General features: G+C 65.9%; 22 protein-coding genes. 14 read left to right on the plus strand and 8 right to left on the minus strand.

The genetic code is table 11. The features are described from left to right. Positions 1 to 57 precede the first annotated feature (57 nt). The 3 genes from C8N34_RS02555 to choV all read left to right on the plus strand — a co-directional run bounded on the left by C8N34_RS02555 (position 58) and on the right by choV (position 2932). Entirely contained in the window at positions 58 to 993 is a 936-nt protein-coding gene (locus tag C8N34_RS02555) for a choline ABC transporter substrate-binding protein (protein ID WP_108127331.1), read from the plus strand. Between the two features lie 80 nt (positions 994 to 1073). After that, the gene (choW, locus tag C8N34_RS02560) at positions 1074 to 1910 is read left to right on the plus strand and encodes a choline ABC transporter permease subunit (protein WP_054304519.1); all 837 of its coding nucleotides are present in this window, start codon (positions 1074 to 1076) and stop codon (positions 1908 to 1910) included. Then, positions 1907 to 2932 carry a choline ABC transporter ATP-binding protein gene (gene choV, locus C8N34_RS02565; protein ID WP_108127333.1) on the plus strand — a complete coding sequence of 342 codons (1026 nt, stop codon included), beginning with the start codon at positions 1907 to 1909 and terminating at the stop codon, positions 2930 to 2932. Before choW ends, choV begins: the two co-directional genes overlap by 4 nt. Positions 2933 to 2980: 48 nt before the next feature. Here the strand turns inward: choV and topA are convergent, their stop codons facing one another. Beyond that, complete coding sequence (gene topA / locus C8N34_RS02570; RefSeq protein WP_108127335.1) at positions 2981 to 5701, minus strand: type I DNA topoisomerase; 2721 nt, start codon at positions 5699 to 5701, stop codon at positions 2981 to 2983. A gap of 161 nt (positions 5702 to 5862) precedes the next feature. Between topA and C8N34_RS02575 the strand changes: the two genes are divergently transcribed. Beyond that, positions 5863 to 6291 (plus strand): hypothetical protein, encoded by a 429-nt coding sequence (locus tag C8N34_RS02575; protein ID WP_170120524.1) that lies wholly within the window; start codon positions 5863 to 5865, stop codon positions 6289 to 6291. Positions 6292 to 6298: 7 nt separating this feature from the next. Here C8N34_RS02575 and dprA read toward each other — a convergent pair whose 3' ends face one another. After that, positions 6299 to 7450: a DNA-processing protein DprA gene (gene dprA, locus C8N34_RS02580; protein ID WP_108127339.1), complete on the minus strand. Its 1152-nt coding sequence runs from the start codon at positions 7448 to 7450 to the stop codon at positions 6299 to 6301. 106 nt (positions 7451 to 7556) lie between these two features. Between dprA and C8N34_RS02585 the strand changes: the two genes are divergently transcribed. Further along, complete coding sequence (locus tag C8N34_RS02585; protein WP_054304524.1) at positions 7557 to 8579, plus strand: GlxA family transcriptional regulator; 1023 nt, start codon at positions 7557 to 7559, stop codon at positions 8577 to 8579. A 6-nt stretch (positions 8580 to 8585) separates the two neighbouring features. On the opposite strand, the gene C8N34_RS02590 is transcribed toward C8N34_RS02585, so the two are convergent. Then, entirely contained in the window at positions 8586 to 9563 is a 978-nt protein-coding gene (locus C8N34_RS02590) for a formylglycine-generating enzyme family protein (protein WP_108127341.1), read from the minus strand. A 147-nt stretch (positions 9564 to 9710) separates the two neighbouring features. Here C8N34_RS02590 and C8N34_RS02595 point away from each other — a divergent pair, with 147 nt between their 5' ends. The 4 genes from C8N34_RS02595 to C8N34_RS02610 all read left to right on the plus strand — a co-directional run bounded on the left by C8N34_RS02595 (position 9711) and on the right by C8N34_RS02610 (position 12978). Beyond that, on the plus strand, positions 9711 to 10988 hold the full coding sequence (locus C8N34_RS02595) for a 4-aminobutyrate--2-oxoglutarate transaminase (protein ID WP_054304526.1): 1278 nt from the start codon (positions 9711 to 9713) through the stop codon (positions 10986 to 10988). Between the two features lie 143 nt (positions 10989 to 11131). Further along, positions 11132 to 11851 (plus strand): energy-coupling factor ABC transporter ATP-binding protein, encoded by a 720-nt coding sequence (locus C8N34_RS02600; protein WP_108127343.1) that lies wholly within the window; start codon positions 11132 to 11134, stop codon positions 11849 to 11851. Further along, on the plus strand, positions 11826 to 12422 hold the full coding sequence (locus C8N34_RS02605) for a CbiQ family ECF transporter T component (protein WP_108127345.1): 597 nt from the start codon (positions 11826 to 11828) through the stop codon (positions 12420 to 12422). Before C8N34_RS02600 ends, C8N34_RS02605 begins: the two co-directional genes overlap by 26 nt. Before the next feature lie 13 nt (positions 12423 to 12435). Then, positions 12436 to 12978, plus strand: a complete 543-nt coding sequence (locus tag C8N34_RS02610) for a biotin transporter BioY (RefSeq protein ID WP_054304529.1) — start codon at positions 12436 to 12438, stop codon at positions 12976 to 12978. 146 nt (positions 12979 to 13124) lie between these two features. Here the strand turns inward: C8N34_RS02610 and C8N34_RS02615 are convergent, their stop codons facing one another. Genes C8N34_RS02615 through aroQ form a run of 3 tightly spaced genes read right to left on the minus strand, consistent with a single transcriptional unit; the run spans position 13125 to position 15803 of the window. After that, a complete protein-coding gene (locus C8N34_RS02615) occupies positions 13125 to 14210 on the minus strand; it encodes a thiolase family protein (RefSeq protein ID WP_108127347.1) in 1086 nt (361 codons plus the stop codon). Further along, on the minus strand, positions 14203 to 15357 hold the full coding sequence (locus C8N34_RS02620) for an AMP-binding protein (protein WP_108127349.1): 1155 nt from the start codon (positions 15355 to 15357) through the stop codon (positions 14203 to 14205). Before C8N34_RS02620 ends, C8N34_RS02615 begins: the two co-directional genes overlap by 8 nt. 5 nt (positions 15358 to 15362) lie before the next feature. Further along, a complete protein-coding gene (aroQ, locus tag C8N34_RS02625; protein ID WP_108127351.1) occupies positions 15363 to 15803 on the minus strand; it encodes a type II 3-dehydroquinate dehydratase in 441 nt (146 codons plus the stop codon). 110 nt (positions 15804 to 15913) lie between these two features. Between aroQ and C8N34_RS02630 the strand changes: the two genes are divergently transcribed. Genes C8N34_RS02630 through msrQ form a run of 3 tightly spaced genes read left to right on the plus strand, consistent with a single transcriptional unit; the run spans position 15914 to position 18381 of the window. Further along, complete coding sequence (locus C8N34_RS02630; protein WP_108127353.1) at positions 15914 to 16798, plus strand: asparaginase domain-containing protein; 885 nt, start codon at positions 15914 to 15916, stop codon at positions 16796 to 16798. Between the two features lie 60 nt (positions 16799 to 16858). Further along, entirely contained in the window at positions 16859 to 17767 is a 909-nt protein-coding gene (msrP, locus tag C8N34_RS02635; RefSeq protein WP_054304534.1) for a protein-methionine-sulfoxide reductase catalytic subunit MsrP, read from the plus strand. Beyond that, positions 17767 to 18381, plus strand: a complete 615-nt coding sequence (msrQ, locus tag C8N34_RS02640; protein WP_108127355.1) for a protein-methionine-sulfoxide reductase heme-binding subunit MsrQ — start codon at positions 17767 to 17769, stop codon at positions 18379 to 18381. The genes msrP and msrQ overlap by 1 nt, the downstream gene beginning before the upstream one ends. Positions 18382 to 18433: 52 nt before the next feature. Here the strand turns inward: msrQ and metF are convergent, their stop codons facing one another. Beyond that, positions 18434 to 19300: a methylenetetrahydrofolate reductase [NAD(P)H] gene (gene metF, locus C8N34_RS02645; RefSeq protein WP_054304630.1), complete on the minus strand. Its 867-nt coding sequence runs from the start codon at positions 19298 to 19300 to the stop codon at positions 18434 to 18436. 91 nt (positions 19301 to 19391) lie between these two features. Here metF and C8N34_RS02650 point away from each other — a divergent pair, with 91 nt between their 5' ends. Further along, on the plus strand, positions 19392 to 20294 hold the full coding sequence (locus C8N34_RS02650) for a LysR family transcriptional regulator (RefSeq protein ID WP_054304536.1): 903 nt from the start codon (positions 19392 to 19394) through the stop codon (positions 20292 to 20294). A gap of 73 nt (positions 20295 to 20367) precedes the next feature. Next, positions 20368 to 21309: a calcium-binding protein gene (locus tag C8N34_RS02655; RefSeq protein WP_108127357.1), complete on the plus strand. Its 942-nt coding sequence runs from the start codon at positions 20368 to 20370 to the stop codon at positions 21307 to 21309. A gap of 3 nt (positions 21310 to 21312) precedes the next feature. Here C8N34_RS02655 and ppk2 read toward each other — a convergent pair whose 3' ends face one another. Then, positions 21313 to 22230, minus strand: coding sequence for a polyphosphate kinase 2 (ppk2, locus tag C8N34_RS02660; protein ID WP_054304538.1), 918 nt, complete (start codon positions 22228 to 22230; stop codon positions 21313 to 21315). Positions 22231 to 22409: the final 179 nt, after the last annotated feature.

Below are 22409 nucleotides of genomic sequence, written 5' to 3' on the forward strand. Positions count from 1 at the left end.
TTTATTGATCCGTCAATCAACAAAAAACACGGCCAACGCCAGACCCAGGGAGTCGACATGACCAAAGTGAAATCCGCCCTTCTGGCCACCACGGTGGCCTTTGCCTTTGCAGGCACCGCCCATGCCGAAGGCTGCGACAAGGTGATCTTCTCGGATGTCGGCTGGACCGACATCACCGCGACCACCGCCGCCACCAGTGTCGTGCTGGAGGCTTTGGGCTATGAAACCGAAACCAAGCTGCTGTCGGTGCCGGTGACCTACACCGGCCTTGCCGGTGGCGATGTGGATGTGTTCCTCGGCAACTGGATGCCGACGATGGAGGCCGACATCGCCCCCTACCGCGAGGCGGGCACCGTGGAGACCGTGCGCACCAACCTTGAGGGCGCCAAATACACGCTGGCCACCAACGAGGCCGGTGCCGCGCTAGGGATCAAGGATTTCGCCGATATCGTCGCGCAGAAAGATGCGCTGGAAGGCAAGATCTACGGGATCGAGCCGGGCAATGACGGCAACCGCCTGATCCTCGACATGATCGAGAAGGATGCCTTCGGCCTGAAGGGCTTCGAAGTCATCGAAAGCTCGGAGCAAGGGATGCTGGCCGAAGTCGCCCGCACCACGGGCGAGCAGAAGCCGATCATCTTCCTCGGCTGGGAACCCCACCCGATGAATGCCAATTTCAAGATGACCTATCTGACCGGCGGCGATGATTTCTTCGGCCCGAACCTTGGCGGCGCCACCGTGGCGACCAACGTCCGCAAGGGCTATATCGCGGAATGCCCGAATACCGGCAAGCTGCTGCAAAACCTCGTCTTCTCGCTGCCGATGGAGAACGAGATCATGGGTGCGATCCTGGATGATGGTGCCGATCCGAAGGCCGCCGCCTCGGCCTGGCTGAAGGCCAATCCCGATACGCTTGGCCCCTGGCTGGACGGCGTGACCACAAAGGACGGCGGCGACGCCATGGCCGCGGTGAAATCGGCGCTGGGTCTTTAAGGCTTCCCTGAACCGCCCTCCCCTGTCCGACCGGCGGGGGAGGGTTTTCGCATGCGCCCCGCAGGAAGGAAACGCGCCGGATGCTCGACTGGCTGACCGACAACAAGCTGCCGCTGGGCAAGCTGTCGAAAATTGCCTTCGAATGGATGAAAGTGAACCTGAAGCCCCTGTTCGACGTGATGGGGACGGTGATGGATCGGCTGATCGACGCGATCCTCTGGGTTCTGCAAAGCCCGCCGCCGCTGGTGGTGATCGCGGCGTTTCTTGCGCTGACATGGTATCTGCAAAGATCGTGGAAGGTGGTGCTGTTCGTGGCGCTGGCTTTCGCCTTCATCCTCAATCAAGGCTACTGGAAACCCACGACCGAAAGCCTGACACTGGTGCTGTCATCCTGTGTGGTCTGCATGGGGCTGGGGGTGCCCATCGGTATCTGGGCCGCGCACAGGCCCAAGGTCTATGCCGCACTGACCCCGGTGCTGGACCTGATGCAGACGCTGCCGACCTTCGTTTACCTGATCCCCGCCATCGTGTTCTTCGGCATCGGCATGGTGCCCGGCCTGATCGCCACGGTGATCTTCGTGCTGCCCGCGCCGATCCGCATGACGCAGCTGGGAATTTCCTCGACCCCCATGCCGCTGCTGGAGGCCGCAACCGCCTTTGGCGCCACCAAACGGCAGGTGCTGTGGAAGGTAGAACTGCCTTATGCCCTGCCGCAGATCATGGTCGGGCTGAACCAGACCATCATGCTGTCGTTGTCGATGGTGGTGATCGCCGCGCTGGTGGGGGCGAACGGGCTGGGCGTGCCGGTGGTGCGGGCGCTGAACTCGGTCAATACCGCGCTCGGGTTTGAAAGCGGCCTCGTCATCGTCGTCGTGGCCATCATGCTGGACCGCATGCTGAGGGTGACGCGCAAATGACCGCAGTTGAATTCGACCGGGTGTCCATCGTCTTCGGCGATGATCCGCAAAGCGCGCTGCCGCTGATGGACCAGGGCAAGAGCCGGGCCGAGGTGCAGCAGGCCACCGGGCAGGTGCTTGGCGTGCATGACTGTTCGCTGAGCGTGGCCGAAGGCGAGATCCTCGTGCTGATGGGCCTGTCCGGCTCGGGCAAATCCACGCTACTGCGCGGGGTGAATGCCCTGAACCCGGTGGTGCGTGGCGAGGTGCGGGTCTCGGATGGCGACCGCATGGTCAGTGTCACCAGGGCCGATGCCGATACGCTGCGCCGCCTGCGCCTGTCGCGCATCGCCATGGTGTTCCAGCAGTTCGGCCTCTTGCCATGGCGGTCGGTGCGGGAAAACGTGGGGCTGGGGCTGGAGCTTGCGGGCATCCCGGTCGAGGCCCGCCGTCAGCCGGTGGACGAACAGCTTGAACTGGTGAACCTGACGCAATGGGCCGACCGCAAGGTGGGCGAGTTGTCAGGCGGGATGCAGCAGCGCGTTGGTCTGGCCCGCGCCTTTGTCACCCGTGCGCCGATCCTGTTGATGGACGAGCCCTTCTCGGCGCTGGACCCGCTGATCCGCACCAAGTTGCAGGACGAATTGCTGGATCTGCAACAGCGGCTGAAGCGCACCATCGTCTTTGTCAGTCACGATCTGGATGAGGCGTTCAAGATCGGCAACCGCATCGCCCTGATGGAGGGCGGCCGCATCGTGCAATGCGGCACCGCGCGCGAGATCATCGCCAATCCGGTCAGCGAATATGTCGCTGATTTCGTGGCACATATGAACCCTCTGAGCGTGCTGACCGCGCGCGATGTGATGCGGGCGGGGCCTGCCTCTGCCAGTCATGCGGTGGAGGCGGAGACCCCGGTGAAAGCGGTGATGGAGATGATCCGTGACGGCGCCACCGCGATTGCTGTGACCGAGGGAGGGAGCACCATCGGCAGCATCGCCGCCGCCGATGTGATGGCGCGGCTGGTCAATCCGCGCGGCGCCTGAGCCGGAGCGTGAGGCAAAAGGGGGGCGTTCAGCCCCCCTTTTTCTGTTTCAGCTTTCGGCGTCGGCAGCCTTCTTGCCTGCGGCCTTCTTCGGCCTGGCTTCGGCTTTGGCCTTCGTCGCCTTGGGTTTTGCCTCTGCCTTCGGCTTTGCCGTCGCTTTGGGCTTGGCCGCCTTCTTGGCCCCGCCCTTCTTGCCCGCCTTTTCCGCGATCAGCGCCAGCGCCTCGTCAAAAGTAATGGCCTCCGGCTCCATGCCCTTGGGCAGGGTCGCATTGACCTTCTCCCATTTCACATAAGGACCGTAGCGCCCCGGCATCACAGCGATGACGCCGCCGTCCGGGTGCTCGCCCAACTCCTTCAGCGGCTGGGCCGGCGCGCTCGCCCCCCGCCCGCGGGAGGCTTTGAGCGCCAGCACTTCGACCGCACGGTTCATGCCGATGGTAAAGACCTCGTCCACCTCGGGCAGGTTGGCATAGGTGCTGTTATGCTTCACATAGGGGCCGAAGCGGCCGATCCCGGCCTCGACCAGCGCGCCATCCTCGGGGTGCGGGCCGATGGGACGCGGCAGGTTCAGAAGCATCAGCGCGCGTTCCAGATCAACGCTTTCCGGCGACCAGCCCTTGGGCAGGCTGGCGCGCGGCGGCTTGGGATTGGCCTCGTCCGCATCGCCCTTTTGCACATAGGGGCCAAAGCGCCCGGCGCGCAGGGTGATCGGCTGGCCGTCCTCGTCCTGCCCCAGCACCTTGCCGTCCGGGGTGATCGCACCCGAATCGTCGCCCACCGAAATCGGCCGCGTATAGCGGCATTCCGGGTAATTGCCGCAGCCGATGAAGGCCCCGCCAGACCGCGCCGTCTTCAGATGCAGCCGTCCCGAACCGCAGACCGGGCAGGATCGCGGGTCACCACCGTCGGCCCGCGCCGGGTAAAGATGCGGCGCGAGGAAATCATCGAGCCGCTCCAGCACCTCGCCGATACGCAGATCAGCGGTTTCCGCCACGGCGGCCGAGAAATCGCGCCAGAACCGCGCCAGCACTTCCTTGTAGTCGCGCTCGCCCGCCGACACATCGTCCAGCTCGCCCTCAAGCTCGGCGGTGAAATCATACTCAACATAGCGGCGGAAGAAGTTGGTCAGGAAGGCCGTAACCAACCGCCCCTTGTCTTCGGGGATCAGGCGGTTCTTGTCCTTCCGCACATATTCGCGGTCCTGGATGGTCGAGATGATCGAAGCATAGGTCGAGGGCCGGCCGATGCCGAGTTCCTCCATCCGCTTGACCAGTGTCGCCTCGGTGTAGCGCGCCGGCGGCTGGGTGAAGTGCTGCATGCCCTTCACCGCCTCTGTCTTGCCCAGCATCATGTTTTGCGCCCGACGGATGTCGCCGCCGACCGGCGCCGGTTCGCCTTCGGCAAAAACCGCCTTGGCGAAATCGGCGCGATAGGCACCGGCAGCGGGTTTCACCGTCTCGCCCTGCATGATCTGCGGCAGGCGGCCCTCGTCATCGCCATCCTCGTCACGGCCTTCGTCATAGACCTTGAGGAAACCGTCGAACATCACCACCTGCCCGTTGGCGCGCAGCGTGACCTGGCCGTCGGGGCTGGTCACATCCACCGCTGTCCGCTCCAGCCGTGCTGCCGCCATCTGGCTGGCGATCGTACGCTTCCAGATCAGGTCATAAAGTTTGCGCTGGTCCGCCTCGGTCAAACGCAGCTTTTCGGGCGCCGCCGACATATCGGTCGGGCGGATACATTCGTGGGCTTCCTGCGCGTTCTTGGCCTTGTTTTTATACATGCGCGGGCTGTCCGGCACATATTCGGCGCCGAAGCGATCCTTGATCTCGGCCCGCGCCGCCATCACCGCCTCGGGTGCCATGTCGATGCCGTCCGTCCGCATATAGGTGATATGCCCGGCTTCATAGAGCCGCTGCGCCGCCGACATCGTGGCCTTGGCGCCCATGCCGAACTTGCGGCTGGCCTCCTGTTGCAGGGTCGAGGTCATGAAGGGCGGAAAGGGATTGCGGCTGGCGGGTTTCGATTCCACCGCCGCCACGCGCAATTCGCGCGATTGCACCGCCTGCACCGCCAGTTCGGCCGCTTCGGCGGTCGGGATGTCGAACTTGTCGAGCTTCCTGCCGCCCAGCACGGTCAGCTTCGCCTCGAAGCTCTGGCCGCGCGGCGTGTCGAGCATGGCAACCACGCTCCAGTATTCGCGGGCGCGGAAGGCCTCGATCTCCATTTCCCGTTCGACAATCAGCCGCAGGCAGACCGACTGCACCCGCCCCGCCGATTTCGCACCCGGCAGCTTGCGCCACAACACCGGCGAGAGCGTGAAGCCCACCAGATAATCAAGCGCGCGTCGGGCCAGATAGGCATCGACCAGCGCGGCATCCACCTCGCGCGGGTTCTTCATCGCTTCGGTCACGGCGGCCTTGGTGATGGCGTTGAAGGTGACGCGGCTGACCTTCTTGCCCTTCTTCAGGCTGGAGGCCAGCGCCTCTTTCAGGTGCCACGAAATCGCCTCGCCCTCGCGGTCAGGGTCGGTGGCGAGGATCAGTTCGTCATCGGTTTTCAGCGCCTCGGCGATGGCCCGGACATGCTTCTTGCTGTCCGAGGCGACCTCCCATTTCATGTCGAAATCATGCTCGGGATCGACCGAACCATCCTTCGGCGGCAGGTCACGGACATGGCCATAGGAGGCCAGCACCGTATAGTCGGAGCCAAGATATTTGTTGATTGTCTTGGCCTTGGCCGGTGACTCGACGACGACGACTGCCATGAAAACCTCTTGCGCCCTGCCCATCGGGGGCGCCGAAACATGTGTATGACCGGGCACCCATGTCAAGGCAGGGCCGTGTCGTCAAGCCCGCAATCGGGTTTGACGGAAGCGTGAAGACCGCGCAATCTGCGCCGGATTTCCCTTTGATCCGGTTGATTTCGATGCGCCTTGCCCTGGTTCTGAGCCTCTGCCTCGCCCTGCCCCATCCCGCCGCCGCCTGGACCGAACCCGCCCGCGGCACCGCCGACCGACGCGCCATGATGGATGCGATGCGCCCCCTGGCCGAGATGAACCTCGGTGCGCCGGTGGAGTTCGTTGTCCACACGCTGCGCGTCGACGGCAGTGCGGGATTCGCCATGGTCAGTGCCCAGCGGCCGGGCGGCGGCGAGATCGACATGGCTCAGACCCCGATGGTACGGCAGCAGGGGCTGGACCCGGAATTCATGGATGGTGCCAACATGCAGGCGCTTCTGTGGAAATCCGGCCAAAGCTGGGCCGTGGCCCATTGGGCCATCGGGGCCACCGATGCCTGGTGGGCCGATCCGGCGCTGTGCCCGCAATGGGCCGCGGTCACGCCCGAGGTCTGCTGATCCCGCCTCACGCCCGGCAGATCAGACCGCCGGGCTGGCGCAGTACCCGCCCCTCCAGTTCCAGCGTCAGAAGCTGCGGTGCGACCTCATGCGCGGGCACCGCCAGATCGCGGATCAGCTGATCCTCGGCCACCGGGCTGGGCGACAGCCGGTCAAGGATCTTGCGATGCAGCGCCGCAATCTCGGCCAGCGGTCGGCGGGCGGGCACCGGGCCGGGAAGCACCCCGTCAGGCAACGCGGCATGGGCGCGCGCGGCGGGCGCGGGCACCTGGCCAAGTGCTTCGATCACATCCTCAGCCGAGCGCACCAAGGTTGCCCCTTCCCGGATCAGCTGGTTGCAACCCGCCGCGCGGGCGTCGAAGGGATGGCCCGGCACCGCCAGCACCTCGCGCCCCTGATCCGCCGCCTCCTTCGCGGTGATCAGTGAGCCGGAGCGCGCCGCCGCCTCCACCACCACCACCGCGCGGGCAAGGCCCGAGACGATGCGGTTGCGCAGCGGGAAATGCCGTGCCTGCGGTTCCGTGCCCATGGGCTGTTCCGACAGCAGAGCCCCTTCTGCCGCGATCCGGGCCGCAAGACCGCCGTTTTCCACCGGATAGATCACGTCAACCCCACCCGCCATCACCGCCACGGTGCCAGTGCCCAGCGCAGCGGAATGCGCCTCGCCATCAATGCCGCGCGCAAGGCCCGATACGACGACAAACCCCGCCTCGCCCAGTGCGCCGGCCAGCCGCCGCGCCATGCGGATACCGAGGCTGGAGGCATTGCGGGCCCCCACCAGCGCCACCATGGGCCGGGCCAGCAGCGCCGCATCGCCGCGCAGCCACAGAACCGGCGGCGCATCCGGCAGGCCCGCCAGATGTTCGGGGTATGCCGCCTCGCCCGGACAAACCATACGCGCCCCGGCTGCCCGTGCCGCCCGCATCTCATGCAAAGCCACCTCCACCGGGCAGGCCGCGTAATCATTCACCCCCGCCGCGCGCGCCACATCGGGCAGCGCCGCAAGCGCCGCCTGCGCGGTACCGTGTTCCGCCAGCAGCCGGTGAAACGTCACCGGCCCGACCCTGCGGGAGCGAATGAGGCGCAGCCAGGACAGCCGTTCCTGTTCCGTGAAGGGGTGGGTGGGGTGTGGGGTGTCACAGTCCGGTCCAGGCGCCATGATTCCGCTCCTCATTCGCAGGGCCAGACTGGCCCGGAAAGGGTTAACCGGCGGTAAACACCAACTGCCGCTTGCGACAATTCACAGGCCGCGCTACGGCAATCGGATGAGCACCGATCAGACCGAGGATTCGCAGCGATACGTGGCGCGCGGCGTGGCACATGTCACGCTGCCGAAAGTCATCGAGCCGGTGCATGTCACCTTCGTTCTGGCCCCGCGCTTCACCATGCTGGCCTTCACCTCGGCCATCGAGCCATTGCGGGTGGCGAATCAGCTCACCGGGCAGATCCTGTTCCGCTGGCAGACCTTCTCGGAAGACGGCCAGCCGGTGCGCTGCTCCAACGGCGTGCCGGTGATGCCCGACGGGCCGCTGAGCGCCGCCCAGCCGCAGGGCCATGTGCTGATCTGCGGTGGTGTGCAGCCCGAGGTCACGATGGGCGCGACGCTGGGTGACTGGGTGCGCAACCAGTGGCGGCGTGGCCGCACGGTGGGCGGGCTGTGCACCGGCGCCTATGCTCTGGCGCGGGCGGGTATCCTGAAGGGGCGGCGTTTCACTCTGCATTGGGAAAACCTGAGCGGCTTTTCCGAAACCTTCCCCGATCTGACCCCGGCGCGGCAGGTGTTCTGTCTTGACGACCGGATCGTGACCTGCGCGGGCGGCGTTGCTGCCGCCGACCTGATGCTGAAACTGATCCATGACCATTACGGTGCCGAACTGAGCCAGGAGGTCATGAACATGTGCCTGCTGACCCAGCGGCGCGACGAGGCGGACGAGCAGGTCACCTCGCTGGCGGCGCGGCTGGGCACGCGGAACGAAAAGCTCATCAAGGCCGTGGCCTTCCTTGAGGCGCGGATCGAGGAGGAATTTGATCTGGACGCCTGTGCCGATCACCTTGGCGTATCGCGGCGCCAGATCGAACGTCTGTTCAATCGTTATCTCGGCGTCACCCCGGTGCGCTACATGAATGACCTGCGGCTGCAACACGGCCGCGCCCTTCTGGCCGAAACCGACCTTAGCGTAACCGAAGTGGCCGTCGCCTGCGGCTACGCCTCCAGCAGCCATTTCTCGAAAAGTTTCCGCAAGAAATACGGCGTCTCGCCCTATCGCTTCTCACATTTCCGGGCCTGACGCCGGTCAGAACTGCCGGATGAGGCGGAAGCCGGCCATATACCTGCGATATGATTCGATGGCACCGCCACGCGCCGCGGGACGGGCGTAATCCATGCCATCCGTGAAGGCGCCGCCGCGTTCGACCCGATTGCATTCTTGCTGTGACAGCGCATTTGCCAAATAGGCACTGTCTCTGGCAAGGCCGAGGTGCCCGCCCTCAGTCCAGCAGGAGAGTGTCCTTTCACTGACATTGCCTGACATGTGGCGCAGGCCCCAGCCGTTTGCAGCATCCAGTGCATCCACTTCGACCGGCGTGTCCCGCCAGGCGAACATCGGAACAGCATTGCCACGCATCCTGTCCTCGCCCTCGCCATTGAAATTCGCCTGATCCGAGGTCAGCTCGTCCCCCTGGGCAAAGCGGGTTTCGGTGCCCGCACGGGCGGCATATTCCCATTCCGCTTCAGTCGGCAGACGATAAACCTTCGCCCCGACCAGCGTATTCAGCCACAGCACATACTCCTGCATGTCGAGGTAAGAGATATTGATGACCGGATGCTTCGGGCCAAGCGGGATGTCGCGGCTGAGTGTCGGGGTCACATGTTTCGGCACGCGGGTGCAGGCACCGGCGTCCACGCATGCCATCCATTCGGCATGGGTGACCTCGTTACGGCCCATGGCGAAGGGAATGTCCATCTCGACCCGATGGCGCGGATGTTCGCCGGGGATGAAGGGTTCCTTGCCGGGGGGAAGCAGGCGGAAGGTCGCATTCGGGCCGAACATGTCAATCGGGTTACGCGAATCGCCGGGCTTTGCCCCCATCATAAAACTGCCGGGCGGCATGACGATCATTTCGGGACAGGCATCACATTCGCGGAACACGTCCAGCGGCGCGAGGCTTCGACCATCGGTCAGAAGATAGCTTTGCTGCCCCTGCCCCGCAGCCGGCAGGCAAGACACCCAGAGACCCAGCGTGATGCACCACAATCCAGACCTGAAACCCATCAGCCCAACCCGTCATTCTGAAATCCGTTCGGGGCAGTATCCTTGTGCCTCCCCGGATCACAAGACCTGTCGAATCCCATTGCCTGCGGTGGGGATATTTGATCAAATGTGGCGCAACTCCCCTTAGGGCAGATGAGGACCAGAAAGATGAAGAATACCGAAGTGGCCAGCCGCCGGGACGAGGCGATTTCGCGCGGTGTGGGGATGCAGACGCAGATCTATGCTGACCGGGCGCTGAACGCCGAGGTCTGGGATGTCGAGGGCAATCGCTATATCGACTTCGCTGCGGGTATCGCGGTGGTGAATACCGGCCATTGCCACCCGAAGGTCATGGCGGCGGTGGCCGAACAGATGGGCCGCTTCACCCATACCTGCCATCAGGTCATGCCCTACGAGAACTACATCCGCCTCGCCGAGCGCCTGAATGAAAAGGTGCCGGGCGATTTCCGCAAGAAGACGATCTTCGTCACCACCGGCGCCGAAGCCTGCGAGAATGCGGTGAAGATCGCCCGCATCGCCACCGGCCGCGATGCGGTGATCGCCTTCGGCGGCGGCTTCCACGGCCGCACCTTCATGGGCATGGCGCTGACCGGCAAGGTGGAACCCTACAAGAAGGGCTTCGGCTCGATGATGCCGGGCGTATTCCATGTGCCCTTCCCGATGGATGTGCACGGGATTTCGGCCAGGGATGCGATGGCGGGGATCGAGAAGCTGTTCAAGGCCGATCTGGACCCGGCGCGCGTCGCCGCGATCATCTTTGAACCCGTGCAGGGCGAAGGCGGCTTCTACCCGGCGCCGACCGAGCTGGTGAAGGCGATCCGCGCTTTGTGCGACAAGCATGGCATCGTGATGATTGCCGACGAGGTGCAGACCGGCTTTGCCCGCACCGGCCACCTGTTCGCCATGGAGGCGCATGGCGTCGCCGCCGACCTGACCACCATGGCCAAGGGTCTGGCGGGTGGCCTGCCGCTGGCGGCAGTGACCGGCAAGGCAGAGCTGATGGATGCGGCCAATCCCGGCGGTCTGGGCGGCACCTATGCGGGCAACCCGCTGGGCATCGCCGCCTCGCATGCCGTGCTGGATGTGATCGAGGAGGAAGACCTTTGCGCCCGCGCCAACGAGCTGGGCTCGCGGCTGAAACAGAAGCTCGAATCGCTGCGCGCGACCACACCCGAGATCGTCGACATCCGCGGCCCCGGCTTCATGGTGGCGGTGGAGTTTGCCAATCCCTCGACCAAGGAACCCGATGCGGGCTTCACCGGCCGGGTGCGGGCCGAGGCGCAAAAGCGCGGGCTGATCCTGCTGACCTGCGGTGTTTACGGCAACGTCGTGCGGTTCCTTGCCCCGATCACCATTCCCGACGCGCATTTCGCCGAGGCGATGGAGATTCTGGAAGCCTCGGTCGCGGCGGCGCAACAGGGCTGAGCGGGGCTGGGGGCTCTGCCCCCGCGCCTTCGGCGCTCCCCGGGATATTTATGGACAGAAAATGAAGGGGGGCCTCATGCCCTCCTTTTGCTCTGCCCTCCTTTTTCGTTGTGCGCGGCCGGGGTGACAGCTATGCGGGCGGCATGGACGGGATAGAGTTTTCCGGGGTGCAATATGCGGTGCAGGGCAAGCCGGTCCTGCACGGCATCACGCTTTCGCTGCATGAGAGGCGCATCGGCATCGTCGGGCGCAACGGATCTGGCAAAACCACATTGCTGCGGCTGATGGCAGGGCTGTTGGCGCCGACGGGCGGCACGATCCGGGTGGCAGGCGTGGACCCGGCGGTGGATCGCAAGGCCATGTTGCGGGCCATCGGCATCCTGTTCCAGAACCCTGATCACCAGATCATCTTCCCCACGGTAGAGGAAGAACTGGCCTTCGGTCTGCGTCAGCTGGGGCTGCGGGCCGGGGAGGCCACGGCGCGGGTGCGGACCTGCCTCGCGGCAGAGGGCCGCGCGCATTGGGCGGCGGCGCCCGTCACAGCGCTGAGCCAAGGGCAGAAGCAATGGCTGTGTCTGATGGCGGTTTTGCTGATGGAGCCGGCGACACTGTTGCTGGACGAACCCTTCGCGGCACTGGATTTACCCACGCAGGCGCGGCTGTCGCGGAGGCTGGCATCCCTGCCGCAGCGGCTGGTGACCATCAGCCATGATCCGCAGGCGGTGGCGGGTTGCGACCGGGTGATCTGGCTTGAGGCCGGCCGCGTGGTGGGCGACGGCGCCGCTGCCTGGGTTCTGGAGGAATTCCGGGCCGAGATGGCGCGGCGGGGGGATAGCGATGCTGACACTGACCTCGGCGCATGAGACAGCAGCGCATCGCTGGCCTGCCGGGCCAAAGCTGGCCGCTGCCGCGCTGGGATCGGCGCTGATCTTTCCGGTGCAGGCACTGCCGGTAATCGGTGGCGCGCTGCTGGCGCTGGCGGCGCTGCATCTGGTGCTGGGGTGGGGCTTCACCCGCGAGGCAGCGGGGCGGCTGTGGATGCTCTGGCCGTTTCTGCTGGTGCTGACGCTCTGGCATCTGTGGACGGGCGAAATTCGCGCAGGCGCGGTCATTGCGGGCCGCATGGTCTTTGCCGTGGCGCTGGCCAATCTGGTGACGATGACCACCCGGCTGGATGCGATGCTGGCGGCGGTCGAGCGGGTTCTGACCCCCTTCGCGCGCTTCGGGCTGAACCCCCGCGTGCTGGCGCTGGCGGTCGCGCTGGTCATCCGCTTCACGCCGGTTCTGCTGGACAAGGCCGGGCAATTGCGGCAGGCATGGCGCGCGCGCAGTCCGAAACGCGCCGGGGTGGCCATCGTGCTGCCGCTGGTGCTGACCGCGCTGGATGACGCTGATCATGTGGCCGAGGCCCTGCGCGCGCGGGGCGGGCTTTGAGGAGATCCCCCCGATGGAACGCAACCTGACCCATATCGCGCTTTTCGCTGCTCTTATCGCTGTTCTGGGCCTCGTGCCCAAGATCGACCTCGCCTCGGGCGTGCCGATCACCGCGCAATCGCTGGGCATCATGCTCTGCGGCACGGTGCTGGGCGCGAAACGCGGCACGCTGGCGGTGCTGCTGTTCCTTGGCCTCACCGCGCTGGGTCTGCCGCTTCTGGCGGGCGGGCGTGGCGGGCTTGGCGTCTTTGTCTCGCCCACTGCCGGTTATCTGGTGGGCTTCCCGCTGGCAGCCTTTGTTGCCGGTCTGGTGGTCGAGAAATGGCGCGCGCCTGTGGGCATCGCCGCTTTCGGCGGCGCCTTCCTGGGGGGTCTGGTTGTACTGCATGCCTGCGGCATTGCCGGTATGGCCGTGGTTCTGGGCAAGACCTTGCCCGAGGCCGCCGGTCTGGCCCTGCCCTTCTTTGCCGGTGACCTGCTGAAGGCCGTCATCGCCGGGGCGATCACGCAAGGCCTCGCACGGGTGCGCCCGCAGGCCCTGCTGTCACGCGGCTGAACCATCTGCCAAGGGGGCGGCCTGCCCCCTTGGCTGCGGCCATTCACCCCCGGGAATATTTCCGCAAGGTAGAAGCCCATCCGGCTCTTTATCTTGGTCCAAATATCTCGGGGAAGGCCGCAGGCCGGGGCGGAGCCCCCTCAGACTCAGATCTGCAGAACCAGCGCCGAGCCGATACCCCCGGCCGCCGCGATGGCGGCAAGGCCGGAGCCATGTTGCAGCCCGTGAAACAGCCGGGCAACCAGAATGGCCCCCGAGGCCCCGATGGGGTGCCCTCGCGCCAGCGCCCCACCGCCCGGATTGACGCGTTTCTCTGGCAGGGCACAGGCGTCCATGCAGGCAAGGGCCTGCACGGCGTAGGCCTCCATCAGTTCAATCTGTTCCAGCGCATCGGGGGCAAGGCCGGTGCGGTCCAGCACCCGGCGGATGGCGGCGACCGGGGCAAGGCCCGGCTCTTCCGGTGCGGCACCCAGCGTCGCACAGGCGCGGATGCGCAGGCAGCGACGTGCCTTTGCCGCGATATCCGGCGCTACGACCAGCGCGAAAGCTGCGCCGTCGGCCTCCACCGCCGTGGTTGCGGCATTGACGCTGCCCGCCAGACGTGGTGCGCGGGCCGCCAGCGCCGTGGTCAGCGCGCGGGTGAAACCATCCCTGTCCCGCCCCGCGACCGGCACGATTTCCGGCTGCGCGCTGGCGCGGGCAAGGGCATGGCTGCGCACCGCCCAGGCCTGCTGGCGCGCGGCAGAAATCCCCAGCCGGTCGGCCAGTGCGGCGGCGGCATCGGTCATGTCCGGATCACGGTCGGGCCATGGGGTGAAAGGCGGGCGGTCATAAGGTTGCGGCGTCTGACCGGGCGCCTGTGCCAGCCGCAGGGGGCGGCGCGAATAGCTTTCCACCCCGCCCGCCAGCACCACCCTTGCCTGCCCGGACGCCACCAGCGCCGCCGCAATGCCAATGGCATCCAGCCCGCCCGCACACTGGCGGTCGACGCTCAGCCCCGCGACACGCTCTGGCAAACCCGCGGCCAGCGCCGCCAGCCGCGCCGGATTGCCGCCCGCCCCCAGCGCGTTCGACAGGATCAGCTCGTCCACCTGATCCAGCGCGATGCCTGCATCCTTCAGAACGGCGGCAATGACGGGCGCGGCCAGTTCGTGCAGGGCAAGACCGGCGAAGGCGCCGCCACGCGGCATCACCGGGCTGCGGCGGGCGGCGATCAGGCGGGGTTCAGTCATCGGGCAGATCCCACGCCAGCGCTGCGAGGTCAGTCTTGCCCGAGGGCAACTCGGGCCAACTGTCGCGCCAGATCACGCGGCGCGGCGCGGCCAGCGGGCCGAAAGCGGCGCGCAAGGCCTGAAGGATTGCAGGCTCTGCCGCCCGGTCTCCGACCACAACCGCCACCAGAACCTGCCCGCGCAAACCATCGGCCACCGGCAGAACAGCGGCGCGCGTCACGCCGGGCAGGCCCAGCAGCGCCAGTTCGATTTCCTCGGGGAACACGCTCTGATCGGCAATCTTCACCCGCCGCCCGGCCCTGCCACGCAGAAACAGCGCGCCATCGCGCAACTCGGCAAATTCATCCAGATGCAGCCAGCCGTCACGCCATTCGGCCCCGGCCCCGCCTCCGGCATAGCCCTCGGCCAGATAGGGCGATCTGACGGACAAGCCATCGGTGTCACAGCGCAATTCAACACCGGGATAGGGTCGTCCCACGCTGTCGGGCGGGGTCGTTTCATCCGCCATGGCGATGAAGCTCGCCTCCGCCGCGCCGTAAAACTCGGTTACCCGCGCCGGACCCAAAGCGGCCAACACCGCCCGCAGCCCCGGATCGAGCTTCGATCCGCCGACGACGATATGGCGCAGATCGGGCAGCGCGCCGCCCGCCTCGGTCAGCAGGCGCAGTTGCGCAGGCGTCGCGTAAAGCAGCGACACGCGCCGCGCTGCCAGCGCCGCGCGCTGCCGGTCGGGGCGCAGACCGTCCAGCAGATGCAGCTCCGCCCCAAGATGCAGCGCCTCCACCGCGCCATAAAGCGCCAGCGAATGCACCAGCCGCCCCAATACGGCGACCCGCGTGCCCGGCCCGATGCCGAACAGCCGGGCATTCACCGCGAAACTGGCGATCCAGGATGCCTGCGTGCGGCGGATGCGTTTCGGCGTGCCCGAGGTGCCGCCGGTCAGGGTTTCAAACACCGGGACCCTGCCCGGTTCGGGCGTCGGAGCCTCCGTCGCCCCGATGCGGAACGCCGGATGCCCGATGGCGGACTGCAAGGCGGCAAGTGCCGGGCGATCCGGCAGAACCGGAGCCCCTGGCAGCGCCCGGTCGCACACCGCGCCGCGCGCATCCACCGCCCGCGCTGCCGGATGCCAGCGAAAGCTTTCCACCCTGCCTAGCCCGCCCGCAGCAGCGACACCACGCGGCGCAGCGCCAGAAGGTAGCCTTCCGTCCCGCAGCCCGCGATCACCCCGTCTGCCCGCAGCGAGACATAGGAGTGATGGCGAAAGCTCTCGCGCTTGTGGACGTTCGAGATATGCACCTCGATCACCGGCCCGTTGAAGGCGTTCAGCGCATCCAGAATGGCGACCGAAGTATGCGTATAAGCAGCCGGGTTGATGACGATGGCCGAGGCGGCGTCGCGCGCGGCGTGGATCATCTCGACGATCGCGCCCTCGTGGTTCGATTGCGCGAAATGCAGCCCCACGCCCAGCTCGGCGGCCAGCGCGGCGCAGCGCGTCTCGACATCGGCGAGGGTTTCATGGCCGTAAACCTCGGGCTGGCGCTTGCCCAGCAGGTTGAGGTTCGGCCCGTTGAGGATATGGATCGGTTTCATGTCTGCCCGTTGCACTGGATCGCAGGCAGGATAGCAATGCCCGCCCCCCCTGGCCAGATGGCTTGCCCCGCGCAGGCAGGCATGGCAAGCGATGGAAAACGGGAGGGCGGATGAAGCTGCTACTGATCCATACCGGCGGCACCATCGGCATGGCGCCGGGGCCGGACGGGCTGCACCCCGCACCGGGGCTGGTCGAGGCGGCGCTGGCCGCGCGGCTGCCGAAGGGCACCGATCTGGTGGCCGAGGTCTTTGCCCCCCTGCGCGACAGCGCCGATGTCGGCCCGGCGGAATGGAACCGCATCCTGACGCTGATGGCGGATCATCCGGGCCGGGCGGTCCTGCTGACCCATGGCACCGATACGCTGGCCTTTACCGGCGCGGCGCTGGATCAGGCGCTGGCCGGGTCGGGGCGGCGGCTGGTGATCTGCGGCGCCATGGTGCCGCTGGGCATGGGAGGCGATGCCGAGGCCAATCTGGACCTTGCGGTGATCGCGCTGGCCGAACAAGGCGCCGGGGTGTTTCTCGCGCTTGGCGGCGCGCTGCTGCCCGCAGGCGGTCTTGCCAAGACCGACAGCCACGCGCCGGATGCCTTCACCGCCCTGCCCCAGCCCGCGCCCGTTCCGCGTGCGCCACATCCGGCGCCGTTTGACGAAAACAAGCGCCTTGCCATCCTCAGCCTGTCGCCCGGCATGCCTGCCACGATGCTGGAGGCGGCGCTGGAGGTACTGGATGCCGCTGTGCTGCGGGTCTTTGGTGCCGGAACCATGATGTCCGACCCCGCAATTGTGGCAGCACTGGCCCGTGCCACGGCGCGCGGCTGCCGTATCCGCGCGGTCAGCCAGTGCCTGCGCGGCGGGCTGGAACCGGGGGCCTATGCCGCCGGAGCCGCGCTCTGGTCCGCCGGGGTGGAAAACGGCGGTCTGGAAACGGCCGAGGCCGCCCTGGCGCGGCTGTGGCTGGATCTTTCGGACCGCGCCCCGCGCACGATCGCGTGAAGGGTGTAACTTTCGCCCTCTCCTGACCGTAGAATAGAAAAAGCGACAGGAGGCACCGCGATGGCGCAACGCTACAATTCCGGGCTCGGCTGGGCCGATGTCACCCCGAAGGCCGGCTGGCTGAACCGCAGGCAGCTGATGATGACCATGGGCGCGGCGCTGGCGGCCAGCCCCGCACTGGCCGCGACCGGCCCCTATTCCACCGACGAGGCGCCAAACAGCCTTGAGGACATCACGGGATACAACAATTTTTACGAATTCGGCTTCGACAAGACCGACCCGGCCGCCCATGCGGGCAAGCTGACCACCTCCCCCTGGGCGGTGGAGGTTGACGGGCTGGTGGATCGCCCCGGCAGCTACGACCTTGGCGATCTGCTGAAGGGCCTGCCGGTCGAGGAACGCATCTACCGCTTCCGCTGTGTCGAGGCGTGGTCGATGATCATCCCGTGGAACGGCGTGCAGCTTTCGCATGTGCTGGATCGTGTCGGCGTGCAACCCGGCGCGAAATTCGTGCAGTTCACCTCGCTGGCCCGGCCCGAGGAAATGCCGGGGGTCAAGGCCGGTCTGCTGGACTGGCCCTACCGCGAGGGGCTGCGTATGGACGAGGCGATGCACCCGCTGACCCTGCTGGCGACCGGGATCTATGGCGAGCCGATGCCGAACCAGAACGGCGCGCCGATCCGGCTGGTGGTGCCGTGGAAATACGGCTTCAAATCCGCGAAATCGCTGGTGAAGATCACACTGACCGACAGAATGCCTTACACGACCTGGAACGCGCTTCAGCCGAAGGAATACGGCTTCTATGCCAATGTGAACCCGGAGGTGGATCACCCGCGCTGGTCGCAGGCGTCCGAGCGCCGCATCGGTGCGGGCCTGTTCGCGTCTAGGGTCGATACGCAAAAGTTCAATGGTTACGGGGATCTGGTGGCCGATCTTTACAAGGGGCAGGATCTGGCGAGGGATTACTGATGCTGCGCGATACGATCCACCGCGCCTTGCGGCCGGTGCGCCCCTGGATGGTCTACACCCTGGGGGCGCTGCCCGCGTTGCTGCTGGTCGTTGATGTATTCACCGGAAATCTGGGCGTCGATCCGGTCAAGACCATCGAGCACCGCGTCGGCGAGGTTGCGCTGCAACTGATCGTGGCAGGGCTGTGCATCACACCGCTGCGCCGATTTGCCGGGCTGAACCTCATCCGATTCCGGCGCCAGATTGGCGTGCTGGCCTTCGTGTACGCGGCACTGCATCTGCTGGTCTGGATCACGCTGGACCTGCAATTCCGCTGGTCGGAAATAGGCGCAGATCTGGTGAAGCGGCCCTATATCATCGTCGGCTTTGCGGCTTTCCTGATGCTGCTGCCACTGGCCGTCACCTCGAACAATGCCGCGATCCGCCGGATGGGCGCCGCCGCCTGGCAGCGTCTGCACTGGCTGACCTACCCCGCCGCCATGTTGGCGGGGCTGCATTTCATCATGCTGGTCAAGGCCTGGCCCGCCGAGCCGCTGATCTATATGGGCGCCATCCTCGCCCTGCTGGGTTTGCGCCTGATCCCGCGCGCCGCCCCGCGCCGGGTGCCTGCATAAAAAAACGCCCGGGCCGCAAGGGACCGGGCGCAGGTTTGCCGGAAAGGGCCTGTCAGGCCACCTTTTCCAGCGCCACCTCGGGAGAGATCCCCAGCGCGTGACAGACATCACGCGTGAGATGCGGACGGTTCAGGGTGTAGAAGTGCAGGTCTTCCACCCCTTCCGAAATCAGTTCGTCGCACAGTTCGGTGCACAGCGCGACCGACAGCAACTCCTCGCGGCCATCGCGTTTTGCGGTGGCATAGGCATCATCGAGCCACTGCGGCACCTGTGCCCCGCAGCGCGACGCGAATTTCTTGACGCCCGCGAAATTCTCGATCGGCAGGATGCCCGGGATGATCGGGGCGGTGATGCCCTCCTTTGCGCAAAGATCGCGGAAGCGCAGGAAGGTTTCGGCCTCGAAGAAGAACTGGGTGATGGCCGAGGTTGCACCGGCATCCAGCTTGCGTTTCAGCCAGCGCACATCGGCCAGCGTATCGGCGGCATCGGGGTGCGGTTCGGGGTAGGCGCCGACGCGCAGGGTGAATTTGCCGGTGGCGGCCAGCGCCTCGATCAGTTCCACGCTGTTGGCAAAGCCTTCAGGATGCGGGGTGAAGCGGGTCGCGCCCTTCGGCGCATCGCCGCGCAGCGCCACGATTTCACGCACACCGGCGTCAGCATAGGCCGCCGCGATTTCCAGCGTCTCGGCCTTGGTCGCCTCCACACAGGTCAGATGCGCCGCGACGTTCAGGCCATAGTTGCGCCCGATGGTGGTGACCGCCTCATGCGTCAGCTTGCGGGTGGTGCCGCCCGCGCCGTAGGTGACCGAGGCAAATGTCGGACGCAGCGGCGCCAGCATCTGCACGGTTTCCCACAGTTTGAACGACGCATCCAGCGTCTGGGGCGGGAAGAACTCGAACGAGATGCGCGGGGTCGTCATGATCTGCTCCGTGTTTGCGGTGTGTCCCTTGTGCCGGAAAGCGGCCTGTGAGACAAATTCATAATTCTCAAGATCAACATGAGGCCGCTTCATGTATTTCGAGCTGCGCCACCTGCGCACCATCCGCGCCATCCATGATTGCGGCGGGCTGGCCCGCGCCGCCGACATGCTGAACATGACTCAATCCGCCCTGAGCCATCAGGTGAAGGGGCTGGAGGAGCAGGCGGGGGTCGAACTGTTCGTGCGCCGTTCAAAACCGCTGAAGCTTTCCGCCGCCGGGCAGCGCATGCTGCGGCTGGCCGACAAGGTGCTGCCCGAGGTTGAGGCGCTGGAGGACGAGTTTCGCGCCTTGCGTGCAGGCAAGACCGGGCGGCTGCATATCACGCTGGAATGTCACGCCTGTTTCGACTGGCTGTTCCCGGTGCTGGAGAAATTCCGCCACGCCTGGCCCGATGTGGATGTGGACATCCGCGCGGGCCTGGCCTTCGATGCCTTCCCCGCGCTCGACCGCGAGGAAGTCGATCTGGTCATCACCTCGAACCCGACCGACCTGCCGGGCGTGGTGTTCAACCCGCTGTTCGACTATCACCCCACGCTGGTTGCATCCTCCGCCAATCCGCTGGCGGGCAAGGCCGCGATCAGTGCCGAGGATCTGCGCGATCAGATGCTGATCACCTACCCCGTCAGCCGCGACAAGCTGGATGTGTTCACCGAATTGCTGACCCCCGCCAAGGTAGAGCCGCGCGGGCACCGGCAGGCCGAACTGACGGCGGTGATCCTGATGCTGGTCGGCTCGAATCGCGGGGTTTCCGTGCTGCCCGACTGGGTGCTGCGCGGGGTGCGTGACAATCCCGATTATGCGCTGCGCCCGCTGGCGGGGAACCCATCGAAACGGCTGTACGCTGCCACCCGCACCGAGGATGCGACCCAGCCCTACATGGCGCATTTCCTGCGTCTGGGGCGCACCGAGGCGGTGAAGCTGCAACGCGGCTGAACCCTGTTCCTTCGGGAACAGCCGCGCCCGGCGTGCCATGGCAGGGTGAGCGTATCAGAGAAGGAGATCCCCCATGGCCCGCACGATCCGTTTCACCAATGGCGACGACAGCTTCCGTCAGGGCTTTGCCCCCGAAAACACCCGGCTGACGCTGGTGATGGGCGGCGGCAAGGACAGCGTGCTTCTGGACCGCGACGATGATCTGGGCGGGCTGAACCGCGTGCTCGCCGGCGCAGGCGACGATTCTGTGATCAGCCGGATCGAACAGGGCAATGTGATCTCGCTCGGCGCGGGGAACGATATTTATGTCAGCACCGGCTTCGGCAGCTTCGCCACCGACCGCGGCGACCGTGTTTCGGGCGGCGCGGGCAGGGACACATTCGCCGTCTCGACCTTCCAGAGCACCTATCTGGGTGGCACCGGCAACGACATTTTCCACTCCGTCGGCTGGCAGAACACTTTCGTCGGCGGCAAGGGTCGTGACACCATCAGCTATGAGCCGCGCGCGGATGATTTCACCCAGGGCGGCAGCGGTGTGACTGTCGATCTGGGTGCAGGCCGTACCCAGACCGGCGCCAACCGTTTTGAAACCCTGCGCGGCATCGAGAACGCCATCGGCTCGGGCGCGGATGATGCGCTGTTCGGCACCAATGGCCGTAACGTGCTGACCGGCGGACTGGGCTTTGACCAGCTGACCGGACGCGGCGGTGCCGATACTTTTGTCTGGCGCAGCGCCGCCGAGGCGGCGATGGCCTCGGATGCCATCGACCTCGTGACGGATTTCAGCACCGCACAGCGTGACCTGATCGACCTGCGCGGCATCGACGCCGATGCCACCACCCGCGCCAATGACGCGTTCGACTTCATCGGCGCGCAGGGCTTCAGCGGCACGGCGGGCGAGCTGCGCTTTGCCGGTCAGATCCTTGAAGGCGACACCAACGGCGACGGTCTCGCCGATTTCCGTATCGGCCTGCTGAATGTCGACACGCTCGGCGCCAGCGACATCCTGCTGTAAGCGTCAGTATTTCGACGGCACATACAACTCGGGCGGCAGCACCGCCCGTTCATAGGACGGATTGAACACGCGATCCGGCAAATGGATTTCCTCGTGCGGGACAGGGCCATAGGGCACCATGCTCAGGAAATGGTCGATACAGTTCAGCCGCGCGCGCTTCTTGTCATTGCCCTCCACGATATACCATGGCGCTTCCGCGATATTGGTGCGGGCGAACATCTGTTCCTTGGCCTTGGTATAACGCTCCCACCGCACCCGCGATTGCAAGTCCATCGGGCTGAGCTTCCATTGTTTCATCGGATCGTGGATGCGCATGAGAAAGCGGAACTGCTGTTCTTCGTCAGTGATCGAGAACCAGTATTTCACCAGCCGGATACCCGAACGCACCAGCATCCGTTCAAACTCCGGCACGTCACGGAAGAACTCTTCTACCTGATCCTCGGTGGCGAACCCCATCACCCGCTCAACCCCGGCGCGGTTATACCAGCTGCGGTCGAACAGCACGATTTCCCCGGCCGCCGGCAGATGCGGCACATAGCGCTGGAAATACCACTGGCTGCGCTCGCGTTCGGTAGGTGCGGGCAGCGCCACGGTGCGCACCACGCGCGGGTTCAGCCGCTGGGTGATGCGCTTGATGACGCCCCCCTTCCCGGCCGAGTCGCGCCCCTCGAACAGCACCACGACCTTTTCACCGGAATGCACCACCCAGTCCTGCAACTTGATCAGTTCCGATTGCAGCCGGATCAGCGCATGCATGTAGGTGACACGGTCCAGCGCGTTCGGGTGCTTCTCCTTGTAGATACGGGCGATTTCCTCGGAAATTGCCACATCTTCCAGCTCCAGCTCGTATTCCTCGTCCAGCGTATCAGCCAGCTCTGCCGCCAGCCAGTCACGCCCCGGAAGATCCTCTTCGCCGTTCATCACCGCCCCCTGTCCTGCGCACGGTCGTTTCGCGCCGAGACAAACCATGTCCACATGACGGTTTCGTGACAGGTTGATAACATCTGTCCCCGGTGGTGCCGGATGCAAGACAATGCCCCGCCCCCTTCACAAAGCGTGCATTCCGGTCTAGAAGCCCCGGCTTGAACATCCGACATGAC

It is taken from the genome of Gemmobacter caeni (assembly GCF_003054195.1).
GTDB classification, from domain to species: domain Bacteria; phylum Pseudomonadota; class Alphaproteobacteria; order Rhodobacterales; family Rhodobacteraceae; genus Gemmobacter; species Gemmobacter caeni.

Excerpts from the sequence above, each read along its gene's own strand:
- aroQ (WP_108127351.1), bottom strand. The coding sequence starts at position 15,803 with ATGAAACCGATCCATATCCTCAACGGGCCGAACCTCAACCTGCTGGGC.
- C8N34_RS02615 (WP_108127347.1), bottom strand. The coding sequence starts at position 14,210 with ATGACTGAACCCCGCCTGATCGCCGCCCGCCGCAGCCCGGTGATGCCG.
- C8N34_RS02600 (WP_108127343.1), top strand. The coding sequence starts at position 11,132 with ATGGACGGGATAGAGTTTTCCGGGGTGCAATATGCGGTGCAGGGCAAG.
- C8N34_RS02595 (WP_054304526.1), top strand. The coding sequence starts at position 9,711 with ATGAAGAATACCGAAGTGGCCAGCCGCCGGGACGAGGCGATTTCGCGC.
- C8N34_RS02555 (WP_108127331.1), top strand. The coding sequence starts at position 58 with ATGACCAAAGTGAAATCCGCCCTTCTGGCCACCACGGTGGCCTTTGCC.
- choV (WP_108127333.1), top strand. The coding sequence starts at position 1,907 with ATGACCGCAGTTGAATTCGACCGGGTGTCCATCGTCTTCGGCGATGAT.
- msrP (WP_054304534.1), top strand. The coding sequence starts at position 16,859 with ATGGCGCAACGCTACAATTCCGGGCTCGGCTGGGCCGATGTCACCCCG.
- ppk2 (WP_054304538.1), bottom strand. The coding sequence starts at position 22,230 with ATGAACGGCGAAGAGGATCTTCCGGGGCGTGACTGGCTGGCGGCAGAG.
- C8N34_RS02605 (WP_108127345.1), top strand. The coding sequence starts at position 11,826 with ATGCTGACACTGACCTCGGCGCATGAGACAGCAGCGCATCGCTGGCCT.
- C8N34_RS02610 (WP_054304529.1), top strand. The coding sequence starts at position 12,436 with ATGGAACGCAACCTGACCCATATCGCGCTTTTCGCTGCTCTTATCGCT.
- C8N34_RS02650 (WP_054304536.1), top strand. The coding sequence starts at position 19,392 with ATGTATTTCGAGCTGCGCCACCTGCGCACCATCCGCGCCATCCATGAT.
- C8N34_RS02575 (WP_170120524.1), top strand. The coding sequence starts at position 5,863 with ATGCGCCTTGCCCTGGTTCTGAGCCTCTGCCTCGCCCTGCCCCATCCC.
- C8N34_RS02590 (WP_108127341.1), bottom strand. The coding sequence starts at position 9,563 with ATGGGTTTCAGGTCTGGATTGTGGTGCATCACGCTGGGTCTCTGGGTG.
- choW (WP_054304519.1), top strand. The coding sequence starts at position 1,074 with ATGCTCGACTGGCTGACCGACAACAAGCTGCCGCTGGGCAAGCTGTCG.
- C8N34_RS02585 (WP_054304524.1), top strand. The coding sequence starts at position 7,557 with ATGAGCACCGATCAGACCGAGGATTCGCAGCGATACGTGGCGCGCGGC.
- topA (WP_108127335.1), bottom strand. The coding sequence starts at position 5,701 with ATGGCAGTCGTCGTCGTCGAGTCACCGGCCAAGGCCAAGACAATCAAC.
- metF (WP_054304630.1), bottom strand. The coding sequence starts at position 19,300 with ATGACGACCCCGCGCATCTCGTTCGAGTTCTTCCCGCCCCAGACGCTG.
- msrQ (WP_108127355.1), top strand. The coding sequence starts at position 17,767 with ATGCTGCGCGATACGATCCACCGCGCCTTGCGGCCGGTGCGCCCCTGG.
- C8N34_RS02630 (WP_108127353.1), top strand. The coding sequence starts at position 15,914 with ATGAAGCTGCTACTGATCCATACCGGCGGCACCATCGGCATGGCGCCG.
- C8N34_RS02655 (WP_108127357.1), top strand. The coding sequence starts at position 20,368 with ATGGCCCGCACGATCCGTTTCACCAATGGCGACGACAGCTTCCGTCAG.
- dprA (WP_108127339.1), bottom strand. The coding sequence starts at position 7,450 with ATGGCGCCTGGACCGGACTGTGACACCCCACACCCCACCCACCCCTTC.